This window comes from Saltatorellus ferox (genome assembly GCA_007751475.1).
In the GTDB taxonomy this organism is placed as follows: Bacteria; Planctomycetota; UBA1135; order UBA1135.
The window spans coordinates 1,802,364-1,828,122 of record CP036434.1 but is presented as its reverse complement, the minus strand read 5'-3'; the positions used below and the strand labels follow the sequence as shown (position 1 = coordinate 1,828,122).

General features: G+C 64.5%; 21 protein-coding genes. 7 read left to right on the top strand and 14 right to left on the bottom strand.

Annotated features, from left to right (window positions below; all coding sequences use genetic code 11):
- The first annotated feature begins 107 nt into the window (after positions 1-107).
- Complete coding sequence (locus Poly30_RS06635) at positions 108-371, top strand: hypothetical protein (protein WP_145195520.1); 264 nt, start codon at positions 108-110, stop codon at positions 369-371.
- Positions 372-435: 64 nt separating this feature from the next.
- Positions 436-3,924: a sigma-70 family RNA polymerase sigma factor gene (locus Poly30_RS06630; RefSeq protein ID WP_419191043.1), complete on the top strand. Its 3,489-nt coding sequence runs from the start codon at positions 436-438 to the stop codon at positions 3,922-3,924.
- A gap of 454 nt (positions 3,925-4,378) precedes the next feature.
- On the opposite strand, the gene Poly30_RS06625 is transcribed toward Poly30_RS06630, so the two are convergent.
- From Poly30_RS06625 to Poly30_RS06585, 9 genes are all read right to left on the bottom strand, one after another.
- Positions 4,379-5,422: a transposase gene (locus Poly30_RS06625; RefSeq protein WP_145195516.1), complete on the bottom strand. Its 1,044-nt coding sequence runs from the start codon at positions 5,420-5,422 to the stop codon at positions 4,379-4,381.
- Between the two features lie 504 nt (positions 5,423-5,926).
- Positions 5,927-6,715, bottom strand: a complete 789-nt coding sequence (locus tag Poly30_RS06620) for a hypothetical protein (protein ID WP_145195515.1) — start codon at positions 6,713-6,715, stop codon at positions 5,927-5,929.
- A gap of 488 nt (positions 6,716-7,203) precedes the next feature.
- Positions 7,204-7,878, bottom strand: coding sequence for a transposase (locus Poly30_RS06615; RefSeq protein WP_419191042.1), 675 nt, complete (start codon positions 7,876-7,878; stop codon positions 7,204-7,206).
- Between the two features lie 125 nt (positions 7,879-8,003).
- A complete protein-coding gene (locus Poly30_RS06610) occupies positions 8,004-8,513 on the bottom strand; it encodes a hypothetical protein (protein WP_145195511.1) in 510 nt (169 codons plus the stop codon).
- 363 nt (positions 8,514-8,876) lie between these two features.
- A complete protein-coding gene (locus tag Poly30_RS06605) occupies positions 8,877-9,662 on the bottom strand; it encodes a transposase (RefSeq protein ID WP_145195509.1) in 786 nt (261 codons plus the stop codon).
- A gap of 25 nt (positions 9,663-9,687) precedes the next feature.
- The gene (locus Poly30_RS06600) at positions 9,688-10,098 is read right to left on the bottom strand and encodes a hypothetical protein (protein ID WP_145195507.1); all 411 of its coding nucleotides are present in this window, start codon (positions 10,096-10,098) and stop codon (positions 9,688-9,690) included.
- A gap of 78 nt (positions 10,099-10,176) precedes the next feature.
- The gene (locus tag Poly30_RS06595; protein ID WP_145195505.1) at positions 10,177-12,582 is read right to left on the bottom strand and encodes a hypothetical protein; all 2,406 of its coding nucleotides are present in this window, start codon (positions 12,580-12,582) and stop codon (positions 10,177-10,179) included.
- A gap of 230 nt (positions 12,583-12,812) precedes the next feature.
- Positions 12,813-13,163 carry a hypothetical protein gene (locus Poly30_RS06590; RefSeq protein WP_145195503.1) on the bottom strand — a complete coding sequence of 117 codons (351 nt, stop codon included), beginning with the start codon at positions 13,161-13,163 and terminating at the stop codon, positions 12,813-12,815.
- A 485-nt stretch (positions 13,164-13,648) separates the two neighbouring features.
- The gene (locus Poly30_RS06585; protein WP_145195501.1) at positions 13,649-14,482 is read right to left on the bottom strand and encodes a transposase; all 834 of its coding nucleotides are present in this window, start codon (positions 14,480-14,482) and stop codon (positions 13,649-13,651) included.
- 174 nt (positions 14,483-14,656) lie between these two features.
- Between Poly30_RS06585 and Poly30_RS06580 the strand changes: the two genes are divergently transcribed.
- Both Poly30_RS06580 and Poly30_RS06575 read left to right on the top strand, forming a co-directional pair.
- The gene (locus tag Poly30_RS06580; RefSeq protein ID WP_145195499.1) at positions 14,657-16,015 is read left to right on the top strand and encodes an alginate O-acetyltransferase AlgX-related protein; all 1,359 of its coding nucleotides are present in this window, start codon (positions 14,657-14,659) and stop codon (positions 16,013-16,015) included.
- Between the two features lie 198 nt (positions 16,016-16,213).
- Positions 16,214-17,065: a SecDF P1 head subdomain-containing protein gene (locus tag Poly30_RS06575; protein WP_145195497.1), complete on the top strand. Its 852-nt coding sequence runs from the start codon at positions 16,214-16,216 to the stop codon at positions 17,063-17,065.
- Between the two features lie 9 nt (positions 17,066-17,074).
- Here Poly30_RS06575 and Poly30_RS06570 read toward each other — a convergent pair whose 3' ends face one another.
- On the bottom strand, positions 17,075-17,944 hold the full coding sequence (locus Poly30_RS06570; protein WP_145195495.1) for a hypothetical protein: 870 nt from the start codon (positions 17,942-17,944) through the stop codon (positions 17,075-17,077).
- Positions 17,941-18,777, bottom strand: coding sequence for an RNA polymerase sigma factor (locus Poly30_RS06565; RefSeq protein ID WP_145195493.1), 837 nt, complete (start codon positions 18,775-18,777; stop codon positions 17,941-17,943). Before Poly30_RS06565 ends, Poly30_RS06570 begins: the two co-directional genes overlap by 4 nt.
- 120 nt (positions 18,778-18,897) lie before the next feature.
- Here Poly30_RS06565 and Poly30_RS06560 point away from each other — a divergent pair, with 120 nt between their 5' ends.
- Entirely contained in the window at positions 18,898-20,355 is a 1,458-nt protein-coding gene (locus Poly30_RS06560) for an alanine/glycine:cation symporter family protein (RefSeq protein ID WP_145195491.1), read from the top strand.
- A 341-nt stretch (positions 20,356-20,696) separates the two neighbouring features.
- On the opposite strand, the gene Poly30_RS06555 is transcribed toward Poly30_RS06560, so the two are convergent.
- The gene (locus Poly30_RS06555) at positions 20,697-21,683 is read right to left on the bottom strand and encodes a transposase (protein ID WP_419191041.1); all 987 of its coding nucleotides are present in this window, start codon (positions 21,681-21,683) and stop codon (positions 20,697-20,699) included.
- A gap of 6 nt (positions 21,684-21,689) precedes the next feature.
- Between Poly30_RS06555 and Poly30_RS28195 the strand changes: the two genes are divergently transcribed.
- Entirely contained in the window at positions 21,690-22,142 is a 453-nt protein-coding gene (locus Poly30_RS28195) for a hypothetical protein (protein WP_419191040.1), read from the top strand.
- A 48-nt stretch (positions 22,143-22,190) separates the two neighbouring features.
- Here Poly30_RS28195 and Poly30_RS06550 read toward each other — a convergent pair whose 3' ends face one another.
- Positions 22,191-23,066, bottom strand: a complete 876-nt coding sequence (locus Poly30_RS06550) for a hypothetical protein (RefSeq protein ID WP_145195487.1) — start codon at positions 23,064-23,066, stop codon at positions 22,191-22,193.
- A 315-nt stretch (positions 23,067-23,381) separates the two neighbouring features.
- Between Poly30_RS06550 and Poly30_RS06545 the strand changes: the two genes are divergently transcribed.
- Positions 23,382-24,476, top strand: a complete 1,095-nt coding sequence (locus Poly30_RS06545; RefSeq protein ID WP_419191039.1) for an IS110 family RNA-guided transposase — start codon at positions 23,382-23,384, stop codon at positions 24,474-24,476.
- A 599-nt stretch (positions 24,477-25,075) separates the two neighbouring features.
- Here the strand turns inward: Poly30_RS06545 and Poly30_RS06540 are convergent.
- A complete protein-coding gene (locus tag Poly30_RS06540; RefSeq protein ID WP_419191038.1) occupies positions 25,076-25,600 on the bottom strand; it encodes a TAXI family TRAP transporter solute-binding subunit in 525 nt (174 codons plus the stop codon).
- Positions 25,601-25,759: the final 159 nt, after the last annotated feature.

Here is a 25,759-nt window from a genome sequence, read left to right as displayed (position 1 = left end):
TTGGATGTCGGGGCTGATGCGCGTCGTGCGGTTGGAAGGTGTAGCCTCCCGACTTAACCCCGGATCCGTGGGCCTCCAGCCCTCACCTCGTGAATATGGTGGGTGGAATGATCACCGAGGCCGACGGCCTGATGGACCTCTTGGCCTTCGATCTCCAAGAGGCCATGGGTTCCGGAACCAAGCTCGAGGTGCTCTTGCCCTTCCCAGCAGGGCTTCTCGCTCTGCTGGTTCTGGCCGGCGCAAGCCGTGGCACAGTGCACAGCAAGGCCTTCGCGAGGAGCGTTGACCTGGACGGGGTCGTTGCGCTGCCAGTTCTCGGCGAGCCAGCGGGGGGCCGCTCTGGCGAGACAGCGTCCGGGGACGAAACCTGAAATTGTTCCGCATGGCACTCGCGCGTCGGGGCGCGGTGGACCCTTTGGGGTGATGATGGACTTCATGCACTCCCCCGACCCTGGTCCCGGCGCCGCGACCGAACTGGCAGAACTCGGCCGCGAAGCGCGCTGGCTCGCCCGCGTGGCCGGGCGGTTGATCGCCGATCCCGCTCTGGCGGAGGACGCCTGCCAGGACACCTGGCTGGCGGCTCACCGAAGAAGCCGAAGCGCCGTTCCCGCTCGCGCGGAACTCTTGAAGGGTTTGCGCGGCTTCGTCTCCGTGGCAAGGCGCGGCGAGCGGCGACGGCGCGATCGAGAGCGTCGAGCGGCCCGCGACGAGCGACTGCCCTCCGCCGCGGACATCGCTGCCCGCGACGAGCAGATCGAGCGCATGTGGACGGCGGTCGCCGAGCTGCAGGAGCCGCTGCGCTCGACGCTCGTGCTGCACTACCGGCACGAGGCGACGACGGCGGAGATCGCCGAGCGCCTCGGTCTCGCCCAGGACACCGTGCGCTGGCGCCTGCGCAAGGGCGTCGCGGAACTCCGATCGAAGCTCGACCGAGACGAGGCAGGCGGGGGGCTCGCCGCTATGGCGGTGCTGTTGTCCCGGAAGAGCGTGTCGGCCTCTGCGGTGGTCACGGGTGGAGCGGCGCTGACGGCCGCCTCGTTCTCGCTGCACAAGGTCCTCTTCGGCGCCGTGGCGGCCGTGGCAGCGACCTGTCTTCTTTGGATGGCCCTGGACGTGCCGACGGCGCTGGAGCCGGCTTCCGCCCTCGGGCCTGGAGTGCTGGAGTCGGCGACGGTCTTGCCGCTTCCAGGCACCACACAGGCGACCGACGGCGAACCGGAGACGCGCGTGGCGCTCGCCGCGGCGAGGGAGAGTGCCGAGCCGACTTCCCAGGATCTCGCGCTGGCGCCGCCCGACGAGTGGACGCTGCGCGCCGTCGACGAGAGTGGTCATCCGGTTCCGGAGGCGGAGGTTCATATCGCCCTTTCGGGCCAGGAGCTGACCCGAAAGGTGCTCGGCGAAACCGACGCGAACGGGGACTTCTCCATCGACGCCTGGCCCGGGCAGCCGGTGTCGCTCTGGACCGAGAAGTCCGGCTACCAGAACGGGTTCGCCGACCTACGCCGACGCGGTGGGGAAAGCCGCGATCTTGGCGAGCTGGTGATGCCACCGGCCGCGGCCCTTTACGCCCGGATCGTGGATGAGTTCGGTCGAGGGGTCCCCGGTGCGGTTCTCTTCGTCGAACGCTCTCCTGACCTGGCCGGACAATGGGGTCTTCCACCCGGCCGAGAGGACTGGCGGGTCGCTGACGCGAACGGATCGATCGGGTGGACGAACCTGTCACCAGCGACGCGCCGATTCTGGATCCACACGAACCTCTATCGTGACCGGATCGTGGCGTGGGATGGCGCGTCGGAAGGCACGGATTCGACGTCACCGGCCATTTGGCGCGTCGTGGAGGGAGACGTGCTTCACGGACGCGTCGAAGGACGGCCCGCGGGAGAATCTCCCCCGGCCTCCGAGAATGCTGCCCTGCTGGTCGTTGCGCATCTGGGAGCCAGTTCGTTCGGGAGCGCGGACTTCCTGGGCGGGCCGACCGCCCAGTTCTTCGGTCGTGGGCCGTCGTCCACGCTCGAGGACGACGGATCGTTCACGCTCCGTGGGCTGCATCCGGGTGCGACGTACCGGCTTTGCATGAGGGAGTCGTACCCGCGGGAGACGGCCTTCAACCGGAGCCTGGGGGTGATGGACGCCTTCAGTCTCTGTGAGCCCAAAGACGTTTCGGCGGAGGCCGGAACGGTCGTTCTCCAATGGCGTCGGCCAGCGAGCGTGACGTTCCGTGTCGAGGTTTCCGGTCGCGGTGACTGGCCGACGGACCTTCGGGCCAGTTCGATGAATCAGGCTCTGGGTGCGGCCCTTCGACAGCACGGCGCCCTCGTCCCGGACGAGTCCGGGCGTTGCACGGTCGAGACTCTTCCCACAGGGCGCGGCAAGGCCTCCCTGGCGATCTCGTCGAAGGGTTACTCGCCGGCTTTCGTCGAGTTCGAGGCGCTCGAGGCTGGCGACGAGGTCGACGTTGGTGTGCTGGAGCTTCGGCCCGTTCCGAGGGCTAGGGTTCTGGTGAAGGACGCAGCCACGGGGGAGGGGGTCGAAGGAGCTTCGGTCTACACGTCCAGAGAGCAGCGTGGGGCGCCCGCGCCCCAGCGTCCGGCGGTGGCCATGACGGATGGCTCCGGGTGGGCCGACGTCGAGTTCCACGAGTCGAGTACCCAGGCGATCTCCGTTCGCCATCCCGAATTCGCCGAGCGCGTTCTGAAGGGTCAGGCACTCGAGTCCGGTCAGCAGCTCGTGGTCGAGCTACGGAAGGGGGGTCAGGCGATCGTCATCGTCAGCGGCGAGGTACTGGGCCAGCGCATCCTCTGCAAGCCGATCAGCGGTGAGGCCGCGCTCGGCCCAACCGTTCGGCGGACGAATGCTCTCTCGGGCCTCCGGATCGAGTCCCGGGAGCCCGACGCCACCGGCCGCGCCACGTTCGATCACCTCGTGGCGGGCGAGTACGAGTTCTTCACGTTCGGAGGTGAGCTCTCGATCGCAGAGTCGACGCGTCTCATGAGCCCTGCCCGAAGGGCCGGTTCCGTGCGAGCGACGGTCACGGACGGCGCGTCCATCACGGTGGAGCTCGATGGTTCCAGCCCTTTCGTTCTCGAGGGGACACTCACCATGGACGGTGCGCCGCTCGCCGGTGCGAAGGTCAGCCTGTTCGATCCGCTGCGACACGACGGTGAAGCTCTTTGGCGTCTCCAGCAGGGCTACCGGATCCCCACTTGCGTGACTGCACGGGACGGCAGGTACACGCTCGAGCACACAGAAGCAGGTGAGTTCCTCCTCGTGATTCAGTCGGACCGATGCGTCGTGGCCCAGGAGCAGCCCGTCGTGCTCGACTCGCCCCTGCACAAGCTGGACCTCGACCTCACGAGGTGCGTGGTGGAGGGCCGAGTCGTCGACTCCAGCGGTGCCCCCGTGGCCGATCAGGTCATCCTCGCCCGCCTGAGCCGAGACAAGCAGGATCCGCTCCGGAACGCGCACTCCGATCACCGCGTGAGAACCGGCGCCGACGGGCACTACCGGCTCGTGGGTCTCCCTGGGGGCAAGTCGTTCTCGATCCAGAGTCACGGTCGAGGCTGGCAGGGCACGTACGCTGGCCCCTTCCGTCTCGAGGAGGGCGAGGTCCGGGGGGACGTCGACCTGGTGACGGACCGGTCGGCGGATCTGACGATCACGGTCGATCGGGGGAGCGATGCCGCACGTCGAATCGAGGTGGAGCTTCGAATGATCGAAGCGTTCCCCGAGACGGGGGGCGGTCTACCGAAGTCCGCTACCCACCGGCGCAGGGTCAGCATCAGGGAGGGCACCCGGTCGACGACCGCCGAGGACCTGACCCCCGGCCGCTACACGGTGGAGTGGCAGCACGCCGGCCGGGTCGTCGCCTCGAAAGAGGTGGACGTGTCGCTCGATGTGGACAACCGGATCTCGTTCGAGGAATAGGGTCGGCGCGGCACGTCGGAAACCCGGTTTCCTCGGCCGCGGAATTCGTTGGTACTCGCCCGGACAGGTGGACTAGAGGGGCCATGTGGAACACAAGACTACCTGGATGGATCGGCGCGGCGTTCATGGGCGCCAGCGCGGCGAGCGCACATGGTCTTCTCTGGTCCGCGGCCGTCGATATCCCAACCGACGGATAGGACTTCCAAGCGGGGTTTCGACACCCCGGTCACCGTAGCCCGAGGCCCGATTCTTCGCCACCCCCATCCTCGCGGGCCACGCGGGAACGCCCGAGCGGCCATCGGGCTCTTCGCTGAGCCGAACTCCCCCGATTTCCCCCTCTCCGAACGGCACCACCGGGTCGCTTCACCACGACCTTCAGCCAGCACCCTCCCCGAGAATGCTGGCTGATCTCATTTCACCGAGCCCGATGGCCCGCGCGCCGCTCTCCTGCGCCCTACTTCCCGAAGTCCAGCCGCCCTTGCCGAAGCGGCATCGGTATTCGTACTTCGGACTCTGCTGGTGGTGAGCGGCTCGGCCCTGGCGATGACGGGTCTCCCCCACCCAATGAACCGGATGATCTCCTCGCCGCCGCTCTCACCCCCTCCAACACCTTCCGCGCTGTCTCCCGATCTGTGATCACGGAGATCATGTGCCGACGCCCGCGGCAGCGCGGACATCTCAAAACGTCTTCTCCAAAAACTCTCTTCAGAAGATCCGCCCAGCAAATAGACCTCTGACTCTTCGGTGGCTCCCCCAAACCCATCGAGACGTCTTCATCGGCGACGTCGACATCCTTCGGCTCCTTCCGAACCACCGGCCGCGGCACGACCTGATCGCGCAATGGCGAAGCAGGTGCAAGCACACCCTGATACGTCAGCTGGTGCTCACGCGGATGCGGCACGATCGCCGCCAGCCGCGCGAGGAACTGGTAGGGCGTCATGACGAATCCCTTGGTTCCATCTCTCCATGGCTTGCGTAGCAGCCACGAGACCATCCCATCGGGACGCACCTCGAAGCGCTCGAGACTGATGGCGGGCCTCGTCACATAGCGGCAGAGCTTCTCCAGCTGCGCCCGCTGGCCCTTGCGGATCAGCGTCGCTGCGTGCAACGAGAACCCGTCGGCGTTCATCACCAGGGGAGGCGGCACGTACTGACTCCCCCAACCCGACGACTGGAATGCAAGGCCGAGATCAGGGTCGATGAGGCGTTTGAGCGGCTGCCCAGCACCTGGGCCGAAGGGCACCAGCGACTTCACCGAGGCCGCCTTCAGGGCTGGAAAGAACGCATCATCACGCGCGTCGCCAAAGTCGAGAAGCTGCTGCTCATGCTCACTCGAATCCGCGAACTCAGCAGGTGCCTCGTCGCCTGCGCGCGGCGGAAGGCCGAGCGCAATCGGATACAGACCATAGCGCTCCAGCACGCGACGGATACGCTTGATCACGTCACCGTGGACACGTTCGACCTCATCCGACTTAAGGGGGCCCGTGGGCAGGAACACGGTAAAATTCACTCGGACCCGTTGGAGCTAGGTCATCATTCCGTAGCGCCCAGTCGGACAGAGTCGACGCATAGTCTTTGGAGATGACGGCGAGGGTCGGGCTGCATGGCGTTGACCTCATGAGTGCCTTGGCTGCTCGATGTCGGTTTAGTTGCTCGTATGGCGCGGAGAGATGAAAGCTGCTAATCCTTATTGCTGAGATGTTCCCATACGCGTTGAATCCCTCGCTGACCATCTTCTCGGATGAGGGTTTCGGTAGCCACACCGTCGCTGTACTTGACGTGCCATCGCGACGACGTCATTTCTCGACTCTCGCTCGAAATCGAAGGATGGAACTGCACGACGTCCTCCCTCTGACTGAGCGGCCCAGATACGCATGCAACGGCGCCTTCACCGTCGCGGATGTCGCGAATGATCACCGACGCGCAGCCAAAAGCAACTATTCTCTCGCCAATGTGAGTAGTGGAGACCAAACGGTAGAACCCGTCCGGCAAAATCTTCGATTCATTCTTCATCAAGTTCACTCTCAATAAGATGCCTTACTCTCGCGGCCTCATTGTGCACGCGATTCTTCACAAGGCCTAAATCATCGTCCATAGGGCGGTCGCCAAGCACGCTCTTCCCGGTCCAGCTCGCGACAATAGCGTCCAGGGCACGCAGGCTAATCATCGTATCATCGATCCCTCCATCACGGACATGCTGTACTCGGTTGAATGCAACTTGGTAGTGCTGCTGGATTCTAGCGCCTGCCTTCGGGATGACAAACTTCGGGAGAATGCGAGAGTAAGACTGGCGTAGTGGTGCGAGATGCAGGTACGTAAAGAAGGTCCCCCAGTCTTCAGCGAGCGAGGCCTCACGACATAATTCTCCGAGACGATCACTGTCAATTGCTGTAACTGTACTAATCGCGCTGCCTGTTGCCTTCCCATCTCGGGAAGCCAATGCCGCAGAAACAGTATCGCCATTTACTGCCGCCCTTGTTCTTTCCGCGCCGATGCTCAAGCACGACTGCTCAAGGAAGCGCAGCTGGTCCTTGATTGTCGCCTTCCGAAATATCTCGCTGGCCAAAGAAGCCGCTAGCTGGTGCTCATCTCCGGGCGGAGCTAGCTTCAGCTGCTCTCGCCCCGCTCCGGCCGCTGTTCTAGCCGTGCCCGCGCGATCAAATGTCTCCCCAGGCGGCTCGCTCGTTTCGACCCTGTCGCATGACGCACAGGCAAGTAGCAACGCGATCAGCGAACATCTTTTCAGTGTCAGTACCTTGACGGATTCGATCGAACTGTAGCTATTATTCACAGAAGTTCCGTGTAGGAGAAATTGTCGATCCATTCCGTTGGGCCCTTGAGGAACCGAAAATTCGCTTGCCAGGTCAAGCCGCGGTTAAGGCGGAACCAGCCAGTTGGTAGTTGGAGGCGGCAGAACTCCACATAGGTTCGCTGCTGTTCATAGGTGTCACCGGTAGAGCCCACGTAGTTTGCCATAAACGTTGTTGGGTCATCCCTGCTGCGAAGCTCGACAGACGGATAGGACTTCCAAGCGGGGTGTCGACACCCCGGTAACCGTAGCCCGGGGCCCGATTCTTCGCTACCCCCATCCTCGCGGGCCACGCGGGAGCGTCCGAGCGGCTATCGAGCTTCTCGCTGAGCCGAACTCCCCCGATTTCCCCCTCTCCGAACGGCACCACCGGTTCACTTCACCACGACCTTCAGCCAGCACCCTCCCCGAGAGTGCTGGCTGATCTCATTTCACCGAGCCCGATGGCCCGCGCCCCGCTCTCCTGCGCCCTACTTCCCGAAGTCCAGCCGCCCTTGCCGAAGCGGCATCGGTATTCGGACTTCGGACTCTGCTGGTGGTGAGCGGCTCGGCCCTGGCGATGATGAGTGTCCCCCACCCAATGAACCGGATGATCTCCTCGCCGCCGCTCTCACTCCCTCCAGCACTCTCCGCGCTATCTCCCGATCTGTGATCACGGAGATCATGTGCCGACGCCCGCGGCAGCGCGGACATCTCAAAACGTCTTCTCCGAATACTCTCTTCAGAAGATCCGCCCAGCAAATATAGCTCTGACTCTTCGGTGGCTCCCCCAAACCCATCGAGACGTCTTCATCGGCGACGTCGACATCCTTCGGCTCCTTCCGAACCACCGGCCGCGGCACGACCTGATCGCGCAATGGCGAAGCAGGTGCAAGCACCCCCTGATACGTCAGCTGGCGCTCACGCGGATGCGGCACGATCGCCGCCAGCCGCGCGAGGAACTGGTAGGGCGTCATGACGAATCCCTTGGTCCCATCTTTCCATGGCTTGCGTAGCAGCCACGAGACCATCCCATCGGGACGCACCTCGAAGCGCTCGAGACTGATGGCGGGCCTCGTCACATAGCGGCAGAGCTTCTCCAGCTGCGCCCGCTGGCCCTTGCGGATCAGCGTCGCTGCGTGCAACGAGAACCCACCTGCGTTCATCACCAGCGGAGGCGGCACGTACTGACTCCCCCAACCCGACGACTGGAATGCAAGGCCGAGATCAGGGTCGATGAGGCGTTTGAGCGGCTGCCCAGGTGGATGCCAGCGAACCCCGCTCAGCCGCGCTATTTTTCTATTGCGCGCAATAGAGGATTGTTCGATGCGGCGGGACTTGAGAGCGTTCCGTCTTGATAAATCACCACGCCCTCGCCTTTATACATGACGCCGTTTATTAGTATTTCTCTATTTCTACAATCTTTAGATGTCACCATGTAGCGGTTATCGCCATAACTAAATAATAGCTCGCCATGATTTGGGACCATTGCTAATCGGGAGTTATCAATGACATTCATTGAAACGTCATCCGCTTTTGATCTAACAATCCCGACCATCATAAAGTTAGGGAACCTGAAGTACTCGACGTCGTTTACTGCGTGACCTTTTCCGTCGGAAGTTGTCGGGGAGGGCTCAGTGAGTTGAGAGTCCGAAGGAAGGTGCTTGCCTAAAGCTTCCACGTCGCGTGCGTCTTGGACTGATGCATGGTCATTATCTTTTGATCCGCAGGAGTTCAAGGTAGAAAGCGCTATGGCCACAATGGTAACGAAATTCAGTGTAGGCCTGAGTGGGTACTTCATGTCTTTTCTTTAGCGGAGGCTTCTCTGTGCAGTAGAGGGCAGGCACCATACCAGTCGATGGTGCCCGCCTCCGTTTCGAGGAACATTGCCTCGGCCGACGGATAGGACTTCCAAGCGGGGTGGCGACACAGCTCCCACCGTAGCCTGGGGCCCTATTCTTCGCCACCCATCTTCCCCACCGACCACGCGGCAGCGCCTCAGCGGCCATCGGCCCGGTCCAACGAGCTAAGCACCCCCGGTTCGGCCTCTCCGACCGGCACCACCGGTTCGCTTCACCACGACCTGCAGCCAGCACCCTCCCCGAGAATGCTGGCTGATCTCATTTCACCGAGCCCGATGGCCCGCGCGCCGCTCTCCTGCGCACTACTTCCCGAAGTCCAGCCGCCCTTGCCGATGCGGCATCGGTATTCGTACTTCGGACTCTGCTGGTGGTGAGCGGCTCGGCCCTGGCGATGACGGGTCTCCCCCACCCAATGAACCGGATGATCTCCTCGCCGCCGCTCTCACCCCCTCCAGCACCTTCCGCGCTGTCTCCCGATCTGTGATCACGGAGATCATGTGCCGACGCCCGCGGCAGCGCGGACATCTCAAAACGTCTTCTCCGAAGACTCTCTTCAGAAGATCCGCCCAGCAAATATAGCTCTGACTCTTCGGTGGCTCCCCCAAACCCATCGAGACGTCTTCATCGGCGACGTCGACATCCTTCGGCTCCTTCCGAACCACCGGCCGCGGCACGACCTGATCGCGCAATGGCGAAGCAGGTGCAAGCACCCCCTGATACGTCAGCTGGTGCTCACGCGGATGCGGCACGATCGCCGCCAGCCGCGCGAGGAACTGGTAGGGCGTCATGACGAATCCCTTGGTCCCATCTTTCCATGGCTTGCGTAGCAGCCACGAGACCATCCCATCGGGACGCACCTCGAAGCGCTCGAGACTGATGGCGGGCCTCGTCACATAGCGGCAGAGCTTCTCCAGCTGCGCCCGCTGGCCCTTGCGGATCAATGTCGCTGCGTGCAACGAGAACCCACCTGCGTTCATCACCAGCGGAGGCGGCACGTACTGACTCCCCCAACCCGACGACTGGAATGCCCTGGAAAGATCAGGGTCGATGAGGCGTTTGAGCGGCTGCCCAGCAGCTACGTTGGGCACCGTGTCGACACCCCGCTTGGAATACCTATCCGTCTAGCGGCACCAGTGACTTCACCGAGGCCGCCTTCAGGGAAGGGAAGAATGAGCCATCGCGCGCATCGCCGAAGTCCAGGAGCGGCTGCTCATGGGCGCACTCCTCCGCGTGCTCCCAGGGGGCCTCGTCGCCTTGGGGTTGCGGCAGTCCGAGAGCGCTTGGGTCCAGGCCGTAGCGCTCTAGCACGCGGCGGATGCGCGCGATCGCGTCGCCGTGAACCTGCTTGACCTCAGCCGACGTGAGAGGAGCGATGCACAGCGCCACGTAGCCGGGAAGACCCTTCGAGGTCCCCTGCTCCCCGCTGGACCGAGCGAAGTGCTCGACGATGTACTCGGCCATCGGAGACTCCGCGGCGAGCCGTGCCCCCCTGGATGAGAGACTTGAGGTGGATCTGAATTCCATGCGAGGACGATAGCCGCTGGAATGGACGTCGTCGACGCGTGGGGAGTCTAGTTCGCGTAGGGTCGGGTGCGATGGGCGTCAGTACGTGATCTCGGTCAGCCCCCCCCCTGTCACTGTGATTCGCTTCTTGGGCGCACCAGGAAGGCCGACGAGATAAGTCCCCGCAGGAATCCCCTCGAGTAGAGTCGAATTGTGGGCACTCAGCAGGAAAGACGAGGAATAGGGCGAGAGGCGCGTCCTGCTGGCGAGTTCACCCGTCTTCAGCTCCGGGTCTGGCTCCATGGACAGATGCACCCGTTCGACTAGCGAGCGCGCAGCCGAGTCCTCTCGGATCATGCGGAGTGATCCGAACTCCAGGATCAGATGGGAACCACGGTCGACCGCTGCAACGACTCGACGACCCTCCCCTCGCCTTTGATTCTCCCAAAGCTGAGAGGCCGGCAGGACCATGAGGTAGCCGACATGCGTCGCTTCACCCGGGTGGTTGACGATCACCCCGTCCGGTGGCATGGCCTGGCAGTCGCTTTCTGAGATTGGGAAGCCGGAGACCGACTCTGGCATGACGCCATAGACGGGAACGTACATCAGGCTGCCCGCGCTGCGAGCGATGACATTCGTCTCAGCCCGCGCCGTGCAGAAGAGTGAGTCAACGTCCTTGTCGAGCGCGACATCTCCCTGTACATCGATCAAGAGCGAGTTGGCGCCAGCGTCGGTTCGGCGAATGAGTTGTGATACCGCCGCTTCGCCCCCGATGTGGTATTTGCCGAGAGGGACACCATCGAGATGGAGTAGGCCGTCGACGCCTACCTCACCGAAGCATCGAGCCGCTTGACTACCAAGGCAGCAACTCTGGGCGTAATCGCTCCCGGAGAGCCGAAGGCTCACAGAGCCCAGCGGCTCATCGACCGTGACCACGATGGGTTCTGAGTCCATCCTTGGGCCTACACGCTCCGAGAATATCTGACGCGTCCCGGGTTCGAATGCCGAGAGCTCGCCGGACAGGACGACCATGACCCTGAGCCACTCGGTGCTCTGCGGAATAGACCCAACGTAACCTTCTGCGTGCGGTGTGCCTTGGATCAGGTTGTAGGAGGACTCGAATCCGGCTCTCACCAGGATCTCACCGCGGAACGGTCGCCCCGACAGGTCCCTGATGTACACACCACGGTACTCGGCAGGCTTCAGAGTCACGGACGCGGGGCTCTCTCGCGTCGATGCCAGCAGTTGTTCGCCGCTCACATGGACAGGTGCCCAGTCCTGGGCGCGCACCTCCACCCGGAAGGTATCGTCCGCATACTGCCGGACGTCCAGCCGGAACGCTCCCCCGATGCGCCGCGTGGTCACCGTGGGGGTCATCTCCCAGGCTCCCACCTGCCCAAGAAATTCTACGTTGTAGTCGACCCTTTTCAAGGGGATCGGCGTTCCAGCTTCATCGAGAAGGAGAAGGTGGCTAGCGATATCATGCAGCGCCAAGACGCCGCCGTCCGGGCCGATCGGATTCAGCTGAGCGACTTTCGGGAAGATCAGTCCATAGTCGCCACTTTTCGACTCCACGAACTCGTAGCCGGCTTCCCTGACGATCACCGTTTCACCACCGATTAGTTCGGGAAGCGTGAGGCTGCCATCCTCAGCGGAGACATAGGTCACGCCCTCCTGGAATGAATCGCTGCCGCGGTCGACGCTGAAGGCCACGCCACCCAGGGGAGCGCTTTTGGTGACCTCCTCCACCAGAAGCCGTCGCGTTGGCAGAAGCGTGAGCCGTCGGACGGGACCGTCGGAGAGGGACAACTCGGCCCAGGTCACCATGCTTCCGAAGGCTGCCGCAGCCATCAGATTGACCGAGCTGAGGACCTCGCAGTAACCGTCCTCATCGGTCCGTTCCTGAAGCAGTGCGTCCCCCTCGGCGAGACGAACACCCGGACCGCACCCATAGAAGGACACGGCGGCACCGACCACGACTGCTCCCTGTTCGTCGAATACCTGAACTCGACACACTGCACTCGGCGTAAGAGCGATGGTCGCGAATGGTGCGGGCCAAAGTGGATCTTGCTTTACCTTCATCGCCATGCCGTCTGTCGAGAACCGCTCGCTCTCGTACCCAGCGGCCAGGACGAGAAAGTCCGCGTCAGCCTTCCCTCCGAGGGTGACGAATCCGAGATCATCGGCCCTGTGAGTCACCCCGCTCGGCACCTGGATCCGGGCGAATGGAATGCCCGTACCGGACCCTTTGGACACGATGCGGAGGTGCGCAATCTCCATCGGAGAGCCGGGACCAGCTACATCGTCTCGCTGGACCGACTCACGCTCCCTCCGCACTCCCGGGTCAGCCAGGCTCTCTGCGCCTGCTGCAACAGCAGAACGGCTGCTCTGGCTTGCAGGAAGTGACAGGTCCTCTTCGGAGTCGCCCGTTCCTGTCAACAGGTAGGCCAGGAACAAGGCCGCCATCAGGGGGACGGCGATCCGCAGCAGGGTCTTGGTCATCATGGTTGGGTGCGGGAGAGAGCGCGGGCAAGTAGAGCTGCTCGAGACTATCTCGATCGTATGAGCGTGTCGTGCATTGGCGAACTCGAGTCGTGCGCCGGCCGGACTGAGAGCCGAGGCGCATTGAACCACGCGTGGCGATGGTCAAGTCACGTCGAACTTCGCGCAGGATTGCGTTTCAGGCGACGCGTGGCTCGGGTTCGCCAATACACGACACGCTTCAGGTCGGAAGCTCAGTCGCAGTGATATGCGTCCGGGACGAGCTGCCCGGTCGTCCCATTGGGCGTGACACCATCCGAGAGAAGAACCTCCCAGTCATAGAGCGGGCATCCGCCTTGGAAGCGCACATAGCGCCCGAGACTGTCGGGATCGATCTTGTAGAGCTGCTCTCCTGTCACCGGATGAGTTGTCAGATGGTAGGTGCGTCCGATCGAAGGAATCTTCATCGTTTTTCCACCATTGGACACCTCGGTCTGGAGTCCACCATTGTGGCCTCCGGGAGTGGTGTGGAACGTGCCGTCCGGTTGAATCCTCTCTCCTGCGAAGGCGGCGAGAGCGAGAAGGGAGGTGGCGAACAGTGTCAACGGGATCTTAATCATCATTCTTGGCGTGGGTCTTGTGGGAAGAAGGAGCGTGCTCGAAAGTGACACGCCCTGGCATCCGGTAGAAGGTCATTCCGAAGCCCTCTGTGTATGGCGTCGTTTCGAAGGTGGTTGCGAGAGATGTTCGAGTTTTTTTGGTATCGTTCAGCAGGGGCCTTTTTTGGCTTGAAGCCCTCGTCGGAGAATTCGCTTGTGCCCTTACGGATAGGACTTCCAAGCGGGGTGTCGACACAGCTCCCACCGTAGCCCTGGGGCCCGATTCTTCGCCACCCATCTTCCCCACCGACCACGCGGCAGCGCCTCAGCGGCCATCGGCCCGGTCCAACGAGCTAAGCACCCCCGGTTCGGCCTCTCCGACCGGCACCACCGGTTCGCTTCACCACGACCTTCAGCCAGCACCCTCCCCGAGAATGCTGGCTGATCTCATTTCACCGAGCCCGATGGCCCGCGCGCCGCTCTCCTGCGCACTACTTCCCGAAGTCCAGCCGCCCTTGCCGAAGCGGCATCGGTATTCGTACTTCGGACTCTGCTGGTGGTGAGCGGCTCGGCCCTGGCGATGACGGGTCTCCCCCACCCAATGAACCGGATGATCTCCTCGCCGCCGCTCTCACCCCCTCCAACACCTTCCGCGCTGTCTCCCGATCTGTGATCACGGAGATCATGTGCCGACGCCCGCGGCAGCGCGGACATCTCAAAACGTCTTCTCCGAAGACTCTCTTCAGAAGATCCGCCCAGCAAATAGACCTCTGACTCTTCGGTGGCTCCCGCAAACCCATCGAGACGTCTTCATCGGCGACGTCGACATCCTTCGGCTCCTTCCGAACCACCGGCCGCGGCACGACCTGATCGCGCAATGGCGAAGCAGGTGCAAGCACGCCCTGATACGTCAGCTGGTGCTCACGCGGATGCGGCACGATCGCCGCAACCCGCGCGAGGAACTGGTAGGGCGTCATGACGAATCCCTTGGTCCCATCTTTCCATGGCTTGCGTAGCAGCCACGAGACCATCCCATCGGGACGCACCTCGAAGCGCTCGAGACTGATGGCGGGCCTCGTCACATAGCGGCAGAGCTTCTCCAGCTGCGCCCGCTGGCCCTTGCGGATCAGCGTCGCCGCGTGCAACGAGAACCCACCTGCGTTCACCACCAGCGGAGGCGGCACGTACTGACTCCCCCAACCCGACGACTGGAATGCCCTGGAAAGATCAGGGTCGATGAGGCGTTTGAGCGGCTGCCCAGCACCTGGGCCGAAGGGCACCAGCGACTTCACCGAGGCCGCCTTCGACTCATTGCGCTGCACCACGGCTCGGCCAACGCCGCGCGCACGGCGGACATCATCCGGCGACGACCGAACAAGCTACCTGCCGCCCCTGCCTCCCTGACCGAAGCAGCCAGCTTTCCGGACGCCTTCGACCCCTGGTTCGCGGATGCGTGGGGTGGTCGAGAGAAAGCGCTGAGGTTCCATGCGCTCGCCTCCATGGAGCTCTTTGGCACCTCGCCCGCGGGCTTCCTGTTCTTCGGCAAGGCCGGCTGGGTCTTCTCCAGCGCGCTGCACTCGATGGAGAGCTTCACGGGCACAGCGCCGCTCTCCGGCGTCCAGCTCCGCGCCTGGCAGAGGTCCCTGGAGGACCGGCGCAGCTGGCTCCAGGCCCGAGGTATCGATCACGCCGTCGTGCTCGTCCCCCACAAGTCGTCCGTCTATCCCGAGCTCCTACCCGACAGCATCCAGCGCCACCGCGGCGTGTCCCGGCGCGAGCAGCTGTACGCCTGGATGGAAGAGCACACGGACGTCGTCATGATCGACGTGGCCCCGGCGATGATCGCGGCCAAGCCGTCGCCGGGCGTGCTCGAAGGCGCAGAGACGACGCTCACCAACATCTACTCGCCCCACGGCGTTCACTGGACGGCCGTTGGAGCCCATGCGGGCCACGTCCCCGTTGCCGAGTACCTGCACGAGCACCACGGCGCGCCGCCGCCCCGGCCCCTCGACGCTTTTGAGATCATCAAGCACGAGAAAAGCGGCGACAGCTGGGCCAGCCGCATGCTGCTCGACGGCGTCATTCATATGAATGATCTAGAGCTCCGACCCAAGGAGCCCGACGGCGTGCGCTACGGACGGCCCCCCGGCGGCACGATCAAGGACGTGCAGTCCACGCACCCTGACGCGTCACGCCCCCGCGTTCTGCTCGTGCACGACTCGTTCGGCACGGACATTCGGCCGCTCCTGTCCTGGCATGCGTCGGTGCTGGAGTCGCGATGGCGCGGCTGGGTCGAGAAGGACGTCGTCGAGCGCGTGAAGCCCGACATCGTGATCGAGCTCTACACCGAAGTGGTGCTGGAGACGCGCAAGCCCTACCGGCGCCCCGAATACCTCGGCGATGGGGCGCGCGCTCAATTCGAGGCCGCCCAAGTGGTACATCGGGTCGACCTGAGTGAGCCCCTCAAGTTCGACTCAAAGCCATTCCAACAGACCGCAACCTATGCGGACGGCACGGCTCGCGTGGTGCTGCACCGCGGCCCCTCCCGTCCGGCGATCGAACCTCGACTGGAGGGGCTGCCAGAGACGGTTGAGCTCTTCATGGCCCTGGATATCACGGCGAAGGTTCCGGGGACCATCGGGGTGTATCCGGCGCTGTCCCTCGACAGACTCCCCACGGAGGGTGAGATCATCCCGGTGGAGGTTCCTGGAGCCGACGATCCGGAGGCGGGCCCTACGCTGATTCCGCTGCTGCCGCTGCCTGCCAACGCGAAGATCTGGCTGTTCCTTCCGCCGAACCTCCAGGAGGTCGAGATCCGCAGCATCGAGTTCCGAGCGCTGGAGCGTCGAGACGGCTGACGTTCGACGGTGAGGCCGAAGGCGGTTATGGTGCGGGCTATGGAACCCGTAGGCTGCCTTTCGAACCTGATCGCGATCTTCGCCGCCATCGGCGCTCTCTTTGTCGGCTGGGGCTCCGAGTCAGAGGCTCCGCGGCCGGCCGCCGTCGAGCGCAGCGCGCCGCGCCGCTCTGGGGCGCCCGGGGTGGGGACGCCCCAGGTGGAGGTGCGCCTGGCGTTCGACGCGGAGGCGGTCCTCAAGCTAACGCCGGAGGAAGCCGCGACGCTCATAGACGAGACGATTGCCGCACTCCGCAGCCGCTTTCCGCCATCCCGTGTGAAGCGCATCGACACCCCCCACGGCGGAATCCAGCTGAGCCTGAGCGGCCCGTCGCGCCTCAGCGATGAGCAGATCCGGCGGCTGGGGACGACGCCTAACCCATCCTTTCGCCTCGCCATGACCGCGCGGCCGGAGGACATCGGTGAGAACATCACGGCGGAGGGCGAGGAGGCTTTGGATCTGAGGAAGGAGACCGAGCGCGCCTTGGAGTATGTGCGAAGTGCTGGCGCTGGAGCAGGCGCCGGAACAATCCCCGGTGCAGACGCCGTCCAGAGGGAATCGATCGCCAAGTACAACGTGCTGGCCCGCGCCGAGGGCGGCCCACCGGAGGGGCTATTCTTCGCCTGGGAGCCACGCGAGGAGGGCCGTGCCGAGCTCATTGCACTGGTGCTGGAGAAGCGTGAAGACTGGCGCTTTGACTCCGGATGCGTCGACGACTTCTATCTAAGCTACGACCAGAACGAGCGGCCCGCACTGGGCTTCAACGTCGCGGCGGCGGACCACGATCGGTTCGAGGCCTTCACGGACGCGCACGAGGGCCAGCAGCTGGCCATTGTGCTGGGCAGTGACATCCTGACCCGGCCCAACCTCAACTCAGCTCTGCGAACGGGCGGGGTGATCACAGGCGGGCGCTTCGGCTTCAAGAAGTCAGACGTTGAGTTCTTCGTCCAGATGCTGACGACCAAGCCCCTGCCCGTGGCCATGCGGCTGGTGTCGATCGAGCGCCGCTAGGCAAACCCCTCATCCCATCTCCAGTCGTCGCTGCAGCCGACCGTCTCGGCTCCACACCACCTGTAGCGCGAGGAAGTACAGCTTCAGCAGAAACGCCAGAGCAAACACCCCCGCTGACACGAGATCCTCCGGCCCCGACGCCCGCGCCCACGTCGCCTGCAGGGCTACGTAGCCCCACAGCGGCGCCACCACCAGCGGCCGCACCCCCATCGTCGCGCGATCGAACCGCCCGAACAGGTACATCATCCCGATGGCCACCACCACCGGCGACCCGTGGCGCGCCACCTCGGCGAACGACTCGCCCGGCACGCGCCCCAGCCGCGCGAGCGCTGCGCCGAACGCCGCCAGCGCAGACACCGCGAGCACCATCAGCCACGCCTCTCGGAAGTGGGCATCCCGGCCAGGCTCAGCGGACGTGGCGACCGTGGGCCGGTCGAGTACGAAGAACAGGAAGAAGTACAGGAGCCCGCCGGCGGCGTTGAGTAGCTCGACGCACGCCATCGCGACTCGGCCCGCGTCCGTCTCCTCAAAGCCCGGCGGCTGAGACCAGGCGTAGACCAGCACCCCATAGAGCGCCACCCAGTGCAGGATCAGCCCGTCGAGCCCCGCCTGGTACTGCCGCCAGGACGCCCGCCCCGCGTCGCTTGCGGGCAGCTCATGGGGCGCGTCGAACCTCATGACGAAGCGGCGCAGGACGAACACGGCCCCTAGCCCCAGCACGTGCGCCCAGCCGATCCAGAGCCGCACGTCGTACTCCGAGTCCCGAACGGATTCCTCCAGGCTGCCCCCGGGCACAGCAAACAGCATCGTCGCGACGCCCGCAAAGGTCGCGAGTGACGTCCAGAGCGGGAAGCCCTTTGGGTCCGAGATCAGCGTCATCGACCGAGGAACCGCTCCATCGCGTCACGCAAACGAACGCGCGCCGCCGCGGTGCGCTTGTAGACGCGCTTGACGCTGATGGAGAGCTCTTCCCCGAGCGATTCCGCCGAGCGCTCTCCGCCGTCGAGAAGATTGACCACGATCGCGTGCTCGCCGCGCAGCGTCACGCCGCGCAGCGCACGCTGCACCAGCCAGTCCCGCACCTCGGCGTCCTCGAACCGACTGACCGCGTCCACGCGCCGAGCTGCCACCGCATCCAGCTCGACGTCAGCGCGGGGCAGCGCCAGCGCCCGACGCTCCTCGACGCGCGCGTACTCACGGGCCACGACGTATGCAACTCCGGCAAGCCAGGGACCCAAGGGCTCGCTGCTTTCATAGCGCTCGCAGCCGTCCACCGCCGCCGCTACGGCCGCCGCGAACATCGCGTCGAGCGCGAGCCGATCAGGCGCCGCACCCGTCTGCCGACGATGGGCGCTGACGAGGCTGCGTGAGATCGCTGCGCCGTGCCGCTGGCGGACTTCCCCTTCCAGCCAAACGCCGACCCGGTCCAGCCACCAGTCGAGCGCGAAGCCCGGCTGCCACTCGCCCTGCGCACGCTCCGCAAAGAGCGTCGTCCACCGCGCGATCAGTGCGTCGCACCCGGGCGCCGCGCCGTCCGTGGCTGCCGCCAAAAAAGCCGCGCGGGCTCCCGTGAAGGCACCCCTCAGCATCGCCGTCACCCCCGACTCATCTCGCCAGCGCGCAACCGCAACCACGTCCAAGCGCTCCAGCGCCTCGAACTGGCGCTGGACGTCGTGGCGTCGGAGTCGGTGAGGCTGGGACCAAGCGTGCATGAGCTTCCCCTATTGAAAGCGACGCGGACGCCTCACCCCCTCGATCTCCAAAAAATCTGGCCTTCTCCAAAGACCTGCTTTCCTGGGGGCAAGCGGCCGCTTCCGGCGCCATCGGGAGGCATGCAGATTCCCACCCTCGAAACGATCAACGCCTTCCTCGACGGCATCGTCAACGTTCCGGTCTTCGGCGTCCCGCTGCTCGTCTTGTGGCTGGCCGCTGCGGGCCTTGCCTTCACGGTCTGGATGCGCTTCATCAACGTGCGCGCCTTCGGGCACGCCCTCTCCGTCGCCTTCGGCAAGCACGACCGCGGCGCTGGCGCAGCCGAGGGCGACGTCTCCCACGCCCAGGCGCTCTGGACCGCGCTCTCGGGCACCCTGGGCCTCGGCAACATCGCCGGAGTCGTGATCGCCATCGGCATCGGCGGCCCGGGCGCGACCTTCTGGATGGTGCTCTGCGGCTTCTTCGGGATGACGCTGAAGTTCACCGAGTGCTCCCTCGGGCAGATGTACCGGATCAGGGCCGCCGACGGCAGCGTCTCCGGCGGGCCGATGCACTACCTGCCAAAGGGCCTGGCCGAGCAGGGCTGGCCGCGGCTGGGCCGCGCACTCGGCGCCGCCTTCGCAGGCGTCTGTATCTTCAGCTCGTTCGGCGCGGGCAATCTCTTTCAGATCACCCAGGCCACGGCCGTCCTGCGCGAGGTCTTCCCGGGCCTCGAAGGCCAGCGCTGGGTCCTTGGCGCGGCGTTCGCGGTGATCGTCGCCGCGGTAACCCTGGGCGGCCTCAAGAGCATCGCGCGGGTCGCTGGGCGCATCGTGCCCGCCATGTGCGCGCTGTACCTCGTCGTCGTGATCGTCATCCTGGCGACGCACGCCAGCGAAGTTCCGGCCGCTCTCGCCTCGATCTGGCGGGGCGCCCTCAGCCCAGGTAGCGCCTACGGCGGCTTCGTCGGCGTCCTCGTCGCGGGCATGACGCGCGCGACGTTCTCGAATGAGGCCGGCACCGGATCCGCAGCCATCGCCCACGCGGCCGCCACCACCGACGAGCCCATCCGCGGCGGGATCGTGGCCCTCCTCGAACCGTTCATCGACACCGTCGTGGTGTGCACCATGACCGCGACCATGATCCTGGTCCTCGACCCCGCCTCGAGCTCCGATCCTGCGGTCGCCGCCGCCATGGAGGCGCGCGAAGGGGCCACGGCTCTCTTGCTCCTCGCCGGGGAGGTCCAGCCCTGGTCGCGCCTCGCGCTGGTCGTCGCCATCACGAGTTTTGCCCTCTCCACGGTGCTGACCTGGTCCTACTACGGAGAGCGCTGCGTACGCCACTTCGTCGCGGGCAGCCCCCTCAAGAACGCCGTCCTGCGGGTCTATCAGGCCCTATTTGTGGCCGTCGTCTTCGCTGGGGCCCTCGTGGAGGCCTCCAGCGCCCAGCAGTTCGCCGACATGGCCTTCCTGAGCCTCGCCTTCCCCAACGTACTCGGTCTTTACCTCCTTGCCCCCATCGTGAGACGCCGCCTGGACGAATACCTGGCGCGCCAGCGCAATCCTCACGGTTCCAATCCGCCCCCGGGCCGCCCATGATCGGCCCGGTCCCGGGCCCCGCACCCGCGGGGGCCTCTATTCAACCCAGCATCATCCATGGTTCCTGTTCGCCTGAACGGATAGGACTTCCAAGCGGAGTTTCGACACCCCGGTCACCGTAGCCCGAGGCCCGATTCTTCGCTACCCCCATCCTCGCGGGCCACGCGGGAACGCCCGAGCGGCCATCGGGCTCTTCGCTGAGCCGAACTCCCCCGATTTTCCCCTCTCCGAACCGCACCACCGGTTCGCTTCACCACGACCTGCAGCCAGCACCCTCCCCGAGAATGCTGGCTGATCTCATTTCACCGAGCCCGATGGCCCGCGCGCCGCTCTCCTGCGCACTACTTCCCGAAGTCCAGCCGCCCTTGCCGAAGCGGCATCGGCATTGGGACTTCGGACTCTGCTGGTGGTGAGCGGCTCGGCCCTGGCGATGACGGGTCTCCCCCACCCAATGAACCGGATGATCTCCTCGCCGCCGCTCTCACCCCCTCCAACACCTTCCGCGCTGTCTCCCGATCTGTGATCACGGAGATCATGTGCCGACGCCCGCGGCAGCGCGGACATCTCAAAACGTCTTCTCCGAAAACTCTCTTCAGAAGATCCGCCCAGCAAATAGACCTCTGACTCTTCGGTGGCTCCCCCAAACCCATCGAGACGTCTTCATCGGCGACGTCGACATCCTTCGGCTCCTTCCGAACCACCGGCCGCGGCACGACCTGATCGCGCAATGGCGAAGCAGGTGCAAGCACCCCCTGATACGTCAGCTGGTGCTCACGCGGATGCGGCACGATCGCCGCCAGCCGCGCGAGGAACTGGTAGGGCGTCATGACGAATCCCTTGGTCCCATCTTTCCATGGCTTGCGTAGCAGCCACGAGACCATCCCATCGGGACGCACCTCGAAGCGCTCGAGACTGATGGCGGGCCTCGTCACATAGCGGCAGAGCTTCTCCAGCTGCGCCCGCTGGCCCTTGCGGATCAGCGTCGCCGCGTGCAACGAGAACCCGTCGGCGTTCATCACCAGTGGAGGCGGCACGTACTGACTCCCCCAACCCGACGACTGGAATGCCCTGGAAAGATCAGGGTCGATGAGGCGTTTGAGCGGCTGCCCAGCACCTGGGCCGAAGGGCACCAGCGACTTCACCGAGGCCGCCTTCAGGGCTGGAAAGAACGCATCATCACGCGCGTCGCCAAAGTCGAGAAGCTGCTGCTCATGCTCACTCGAATCCGCGAACTCAGCAGGTGCCTCGTCGCCTGCGCGCGGCGGAAGGCCGAGCGCAATCGGATCCAGACCATAGCGCTCCAGCACGCGACGGATACGCTTGATCACGTCGCCGTGGACACGTTCGACCTCATCCGACTTGAGGGGGCCCGTGGGCAGGAACACGGGCTCCTCTGGGGCCGGTGGTTTCCGATCAACAAGCCCCTTTGGACGAGCTCCTACGCCGTCTACACCGGCGGTCTCGCTCTTCTGGCGCTGGCGCTGTGCAGCGCTCTCTTCGATGGCCCACGCGGCCGGATCCTCACCACCCTCGCGCGTCCCTTCCGCGTCTTTGGGGTCAACGCGCTGCTCGTGTTCGTGGGCAGCGGGCTCCTGGGCCGCACTGTAGGAAGCCTCTGGAAGCTGGAAGACGGACGAAGCGCGCAGAAGGCCCTCTTTGAAGGACTCCAATCGGGCTTCGGCATGGACCCGGTCAACGCGTCACTCGCCTACGCCCTGCTGTGGATCACCGGCTGGTACGTCATTCTCGAGGTCCTTTACCGCAGGCAGATCTTCCTGCGCGTCTAAGAACCAACCCGCTGCCATGGCTGCCACTCAGGGTGACACCGCCGCACATCAGAGGAACGGAACGGACGCCGCGCCGGTGAAGTTCGAGGTCGGTCCCGCGGGGCCGGTGTCTCGATGCCAGCACTGAAACGTCCACGTTTCACCCGCCACGACGGCCGTGGCAAAGTTCGGTGGCTCGGGGATCGAGGTCAGCTCGATCGTGTGCCTGAACTCTCCCATTTGAGAGAGGCCGACCTGGCTGGCGAAGCGCGCAATATCGCCACCGAGGCAAAGGTGCCCGGCGCTCCCCCCGGCGAAGACCGTCTGGGTCTGGGTCCGACTCGTCAGCATCATCGAGAGGGCGTTAGAAGGGAGGTTCCCCGCGATCAGAGTGACGTCGTTTTGGGCGGCGGTTTCCTGCCCGAAGATGCGCATGATCCCCTGGACTCCCGTCGAGTTCGGCGTCGATTCGCAAACAGGGTTCCCCAAGGGACCGGCCGGCGTATCGATGACGGTGAGGGTTCCACTCCCCATGCTTCCGCCAAATCCGGTGATGCGAATGAGAACCACGTCGCCGGGCGTCACGATGGCCAAACCCGCAGACCCTCCGAAACATAAGGCGCAATCGTCGATGCATCCGTTCCCCACCAGCGCGCCGCAGTCACCCGTGAAGATCTGCATCATCGTGTCCCACCCGCACGAGAGGAAATCGACTCGGCCTGCGCCGGTCGCGACATAGCGGAACCAAACGTCCGCACCCGCAACGCTTCCGTGACTGCAGCCGCAGCTGGGCCAATCGGGCGCGCTCAGGGTCGCGCCGATATTGCTGATCTGATGCACTCCTCCCCAGACGAGCTGGGCGCCAGCGCATTCATCGTTAGCGACCTGAAGAGCGAGGGAGGGGGCCGTGAATAAACAGGCGAGGGTAGCGAGTCGTGTCAGCATGGGAAACACCCGGCAATGCCTTGGGAAGGCGGACTGGAAAAGAAGCCCGGCCGGAAGATGTGGCCGGTTGAGGGTGGATCCCAGCAGAACCCAAGCTGCAACAGAATCCGTGAGATTCGTGATCTTCGGCAGATACAAGAGGAACTCGTCGAGCGACGAGTTTGAATACGTCAGCGTCACGGGGGACTGAGAAGCCAGCGGCACGATTCCGGGACGCAGACGGATAGATGTGATGAGAAGGCCAGCCTCCGGCACGGGTTACCTTGCGGGACCCAACATATATGACGGGCTCGAGGCCCAAAAAGGAGGCTGACCATGACGCAATCTACCATGACCGACAAGACGACGATCGGAATCGACCTCGGAGACAAGAAGAGCCACATCTGCGTGCTCTCTGGCGACGGGGAGGTCCTTGAGCGAGCGGAAGTGCCAACGACAATGGCTGCGATGCGGCGCCGCTTCGAGCGGTGTGAGTCACTGCGTATCGCCCTCGAGGCTGGCGGTCAGTCCTGCTGGGTCGCTGAGCTACTCAAGGACCTCGGCCACGACGTGATCGTCGCCAATCCGCGCAAGCTGCGGATGATCTATCAGAACGACTCCAAGTGCGATGCGGTCGATGCCGAGCAACTCGCTCGTGTCGCACGCCTCGACCTGAAGCTCCTGCACCCGATCCAGCACCGCGAGCGCTCGGCGCGCGCCGACCTCAACAAGGCTCGTTCACGGGACCTACTCGTCTCGATGCGGACGTCCATGGTCAACCATATCCACGGCGTCCTCAAGTCGTTCGGGGCTCGAACGGCCAAGAAGAGCGCCGCCCTGTTCCACACCTGGGTCGAGGACAAGATACCGAGCGAGCTGGACGGGGCACTCAGACCTCTGCTGGTGACTCTGTGCACTGTGAACGAACAGATCAAGGTGCTCGACAAGGAGATCCTCAGGCTCACGAAGGAGGTCTACCCCGAGACACAGGTTCTACAACAGGTCGACCGTGTTGGTCCTCACACAGCTCTGCGCTTCATCCTCACCATCGAGGACCCGTCACGCATCGAACGAAGCCGCGACGTTGGGGGCTACCTTGGGCTGGTCCCCAAGCGGAAACAGTCCGGGAAAGGCGACCCCGAGATGCGAATCACCAAGGCAGGCGACAATGAGGTCCGTCGACACCTCGTGCAATGCGCTCAGCAGATGCTCGGGCCGTTCGGCAAGGACTCCGACCTCAGACGCTGGGGCCTCGAGCTGGCCGCCCGCGGACGCAAGACAGCCAAGAAGAAGGCCGTCATCGCTGTGGCACGCAAGCTCGCGGTACTGCTCCACACCCTGTGGAGAACGAGCGAAGTGTACGAACCGCTAAGGAATGCGAATCGAACGTCGAAGAAGCCAGGGACAGCGGCGGCGACGGTGCCCGCATGACACAACAACCACTGATTCACCGGGCTCACGCTCGCCGATAGGGCGAGCAGCTGAGAGCCCGGTACTCCAAGCGACCGAGTGAGAACCGAACGGAAAGATCAAGCTACGTGAAACCGCCCAGTCCGGGCTACTGCGAGGAAGTCCTTGGATTGGATGCACAACCGACTTAGGTCAACCGCGCATCGTACTTCGCCGGATAGATAGCAGCGCCCGACTGGACGGACCTCATCAAGCACGGAGACGTCAACATCAACGACGCCTCAGTAGAGTGCGAATGGAAGCAAGGCGGACCACGTAGCTCGATCGCCTCTCGGCGATCTACAAGCGACACACCCACGACAAATCCTGACTACCTGCTTGACGCTGGGGGGCCTTCTCATGGAAGGACTTCCAAGCGGAGTTTCGACACAGCTCCCACCGTAGCCTGGGGCCCTATTCTTCGCCACCCATCTTCCCCACCGACCACGCGGCAGCGCCTCAGCGGCCATCGGCCCGGTCCAACGAGCTAAGCACCCCCGGTTCGGCCTCTCCGACCGGCACCACCGGTTCACTTCACGACGACCTTCAGCCAGCACCCTCCCCGAGAATGCTGGCTGATCTCATTTCACCGAGCCCGATGGCCCGCGCGCCGCTCTCCTGCGCCCTACTTCCCGAAGTCCAGCGAGCGCGCGCGTGCCGCTGCCCTCGGCACCCATCTCCACGACTGTGCCCTCAAGTTCCTCCAGTCGGGCGATCGGCGTGGCCGCCAGGATCCACAGCGGCTCGAGGTAAAGCGAGACGATCCCTTCGAGCGCTGGCTCGTTCTCCATGGCGAGTCCGCCTTGCACGAGCGCCACGTCGACTTCACCGGCGCGCAGAAGCTCGAGGTTCTCCCTCGACCCCCTCGTTGCGACGAGATCCGCTTCGATGCCCGCCTCCCGAAGAGCCTCGGCGAACCGCGCACCGGCCTCCGCGTAGCCGCCCCCGGCTGGCCCGGTCGCGATGGTCATCCGCTCCGGCGGGGCCGGGCCCACCCATCTCAGGGCAAGCACGAAGGCGAGGAGAGTCACGAGGCCGAGCGGGCCCCAGATGCGCAGGATGTCACGGCGCGTTTCGGGCTCGGCGCGTTCGGTTTCGGTCGTCATAGGCTGGTTCCCACAGCGAGGGTAAGCCGTCGAGCACGGCCCCGTCGTCGTGGAGGAGTTTGATCGCCGCGTTGCCGCAGATCGGAGGAAACCATGGAATTCATGCCAGGGATTCCACGGCGGCGGCCACGGAGGGCACGATGCCCCACTCTCACCGCG

Bases quoted from the DNA above. Each gene is read 5' to 3' on its own strand.
- Poly30_RS06550 (WP_145195487.1), bottom strand. From the start codon at position 23,066: ATGCTGACACGACTCGCTACCCTCGCCTGTTTATTCACGGCCCCCTCC.
- Poly30_RS06635 (WP_145195520.1), top strand. From the start codon at position 108: ATGATCACCGAGGCCGACGGCCTGATGGACCTCTTGGCCTTCGATCTC.
- Poly30_RS06540 (WP_419191038.1), bottom strand. From the start codon at position 25,600: ATGACGACCGAAACCGAACGCGCCGAGCCCGAAACGCGCCGTGACATC.
- Poly30_RS06565 (WP_145195493.1), bottom strand. From the start codon at position 18,777: ATGCACGCTTGGTCCCAGCCTCACCGACTCCGACGCCACGACGTCCAG.
- Poly30_RS06630 (WP_419191043.1), top strand. From the start codon at position 436: ATGCACTCCCCCGACCCTGGTCCCGGCGCCGCGACCGAACTGGCAGAA.
- Poly30_RS06545 (WP_419191039.1), top strand. From the start codon at position 23,382: ATGACGCAATCTACCATGACCGACAAGACGACGATCGGAATCGACCTC.
- Poly30_RS06615 (WP_419191042.1), bottom strand. From the start codon at position 7,878: ATGAACGCAGGTGGGTTCTCGTTGCACGCAGCGACGCTGATCCGCAAG.
- Poly30_RS06600 (WP_145195507.1), bottom strand. From the start codon at position 10,098: ATGGAATTCAGATCCACCTCAAGTCTCTCATCCAGGGGGGCACGGCTC.
- Poly30_RS06610 (WP_145195511.1), bottom strand. From the start codon at position 8,513: ATGAAGTACCCACTCAGGCCTACACTGAATTTCGTTACCATTGTGGCC.
- Poly30_RS06560 (WP_145195491.1), top strand. From the start codon at position 18,898: ATGCAGATTCCCACCCTCGAAACGATCAACGCCTTCCTCGACGGCATC.
- Poly30_RS06570 (WP_145195495.1), bottom strand. From the start codon at position 17,944: ATGACGCTGATCTCGGACCCAAAGGGCTTCCCGCTCTGGACGTCACTC.
- Poly30_RS06595 (WP_145195505.1), bottom strand. From the start codon at position 12,582: ATGATGACCAAGACCCTGCTGCGGATCGCCGTCCCCCTGATGGCGGCC.
- Poly30_RS06580 (WP_145195499.1), top strand. From the start codon at position 14,657: ATGGAGCTCTTTGGCACCTCGCCCGCGGGCTTCCTGTTCTTCGGCAAG.